The following is a 1,963-nucleotide window of genomic DNA, read 5'->3' on the forward strand; positions in this document are numbered from 1 at the left end:
TGTATAAGAGACAGGTTTCGGGGTGACGGGTTGGGGAGTCGGGGAATTAGTAGCGGTGGGTTTTGGGTGTAGGGGTAATTTGCTCGGATCCACCACCGTTAAAACCGTACCAGCGATCGCACCTAAACCGACACCAAGGATAGAGAAGCGAAGAACCTGAAGGAGAAAAGAAGCGATTAGGTTAGGTTTACGTTGTTTTTTTGCCCTTTTAACGGGTACAGACCTTTTTTTACTGTTTGAGTCCATGGACCTAGGGGACCCAGGGCCGGATTGAACTTTACTAGGACGACGAGTTACTTGACGAGTCACGGTTTTCCTCAAGGGTATCCAGATTTATTATCAATCGCTAGGAGAATTTTTTTTCTTGCCCTTGAGACTATCAAGACCGAGAAAAAGTTGCCCGATACTTTCAATATGACCGATAATACCCCGCAGCAGGGCTAATTCCTCCACCGTGGGCCGGGCCCGATGATAAAATTGCCGGAATTTCTCCATCCTAGCGGCGGCGGTGTGGGGGTAAAGATAGCCAATTTTGAGCAAAAAGCTCTCTAAGTGCTGATAATAGCCTTCTAGAGCTTCAAAAGTGGCATTAGGGAGCGTTTCTACCGGGGTTTCGAGCCTATTTTCCCTGGTCATTTGGTACAGTTCGTAGGAGCAAACCGCCACCGCTTGGGCGAGATTGAGGGAGGAATATTGAGGATTAGCGGGAATACCGACAAAACGCTGGGCGTGGTTCAGTTCGCTGTTACTTAAACCCCGGTCTTCTGGCCCGAAAATTAGGGCCGATTCTAGGTTAGGGGTGAGTAACCAGGGTAAGGCGGTCCGGGGTGTTTCAAGGGGAGTATTCAGGTGACGGGGTTTCGAGGTGGTGGCAATGATGCGATGACAACCCTGCAAAGCTTCCCCAAGGGTGGCTACCTGTGAACAGTTTTCTAGGACTTCAATCCCGTGTACTGCCATGCGTCGCGCTTCTTCTGCAAGGATATCACAGACGGGATTGACGATAATTAAGCGACTTAAGCCCATATTCCGCATAATTCTGGCAGTGGAACCCACATTTAAGGCTCCGGCTGGTTCAACTAAAATAATTCTCAGGCGATCGAGTGGGCAACTCTGATTATTTTCATCTACACTCATAGATAAGGCGCAGTTTTTGACTTTTTAATTTTAATCATGGCACGTCAGGTCTCGAAGTCCGATCTTCCCAGTAAAATTTGTCCCGTTTGCGGTTTATCCTTTACTTGGCGCAAAAAGTGGCAAAACTGTTGGCATGAGGTCAAATACTGTTCGGAACGCTGTCGTCGTCGCAAGTCCTCGGCCAATCAGTAGATCTCCTGCAAACAGAAAAAATCTTCCCTTAGGTGAGGAGACAGGAAACAGGAGAGAGGAGACAGCTTATCAGGGATCAGACTTGAGTTTTTAGTTCACTGTTTACTAATCCAGTGAAAAAGCGTTCGACTGACGGCTGACGGTTTAGATGGGTAATTAATTAAACCTCTTGCATAATTAATTTTTCATGGTTCAAAAACGGCAAAAATAAGGATTAAATGGCATAAAATCTGTAAATAGACCATTTAATTGATTAATGCTCATTTTTAATTCTCCTGACTACTGGCTACTGGCTACTGACTCCTAACCCTAACAACGATTTTTGATTTCTGCAAGAGGTCTATTGTTTTAGGTACTGTATTAGCTTTTAATTTTACGGTTAATTTAGTAAGCTGATACTTGGCTAAATTAACTTTTTCTTAAGAGAATCTGAATGCACATTGCCTGGTTAGGAAAAAAATCTCCTTTTTGCGGTAACGTTACCTATGGGCGAGAAGTGACTAATTCCCTGCTCGATCGAGATTATCAAGTCAGTTTTCTGCATTTTTCTTCCGAAAAACCCACCGTAAGCGATTGGCCTGACTTTTACGACGAAATCACCCTGCCACGTCTCTATAGTTCCCAAGTCTATACT

2 protein-coding genes and 2 pseudogenes are annotated in these 1,963 nt (G+C 45.0%); 2 read left to right on the forward strand and 2 right to left on the reverse strand.

Annotated features, from left to right (window positions below; translation table 11 throughout):
• Together IQ242_RS23580 and IQ242_RS23585 are read right to left on the reverse strand one after the other, a co-directional pair.
• A pseudogene (locus IQ242_RS23580) lies at positions 1-309 on the reverse strand (serine hydrolase); the annotation flags it as partial.
• A 30-nt stretch (positions 310-339) separates the two neighbouring features.
• On the reverse strand, positions 340-1,137 hold the full coding sequence (locus IQ242_RS23585) for an RNA methyltransferase (RefSeq protein ID WP_193961623.1): 798 nt from the start codon (positions 1,135-1,137) through the stop codon (positions 340-342).
• Positions 1,138-1,173: 36 nt separating this feature from the next.
• Here IQ242_RS23585 and IQ242_RS23590 point away from each other — a divergent pair, with 36 nt between their 5' ends.
• Positions 1,174-1,329 carry a DUF2256 domain-containing protein gene (locus IQ242_RS23590; protein WP_002801262.1) on the forward strand — a complete coding sequence of 52 codons (156 nt, stop codon included), beginning with the start codon at positions 1,174-1,176 and terminating at the stop codon, positions 1,327-1,329.
• Between the two features lie 433 nt (positions 1,330-1,762).
• Positions 1,763-1,963, forward strand: a pseudogene (locus tag IQ242_RS23595) (glycosyltransferase family 1 protein); the annotation flags it as partial.

Source organism: Microcystis sp. LEGE 08355 (genome assembly GCF_015207185.1).
GTDB classification, from domain to species: Bacteria; Cyanobacteriota; Cyanobacteriia; order Cyanobacteriales; family Microcystaceae; genus Microcystis; species Microcystis panniformis.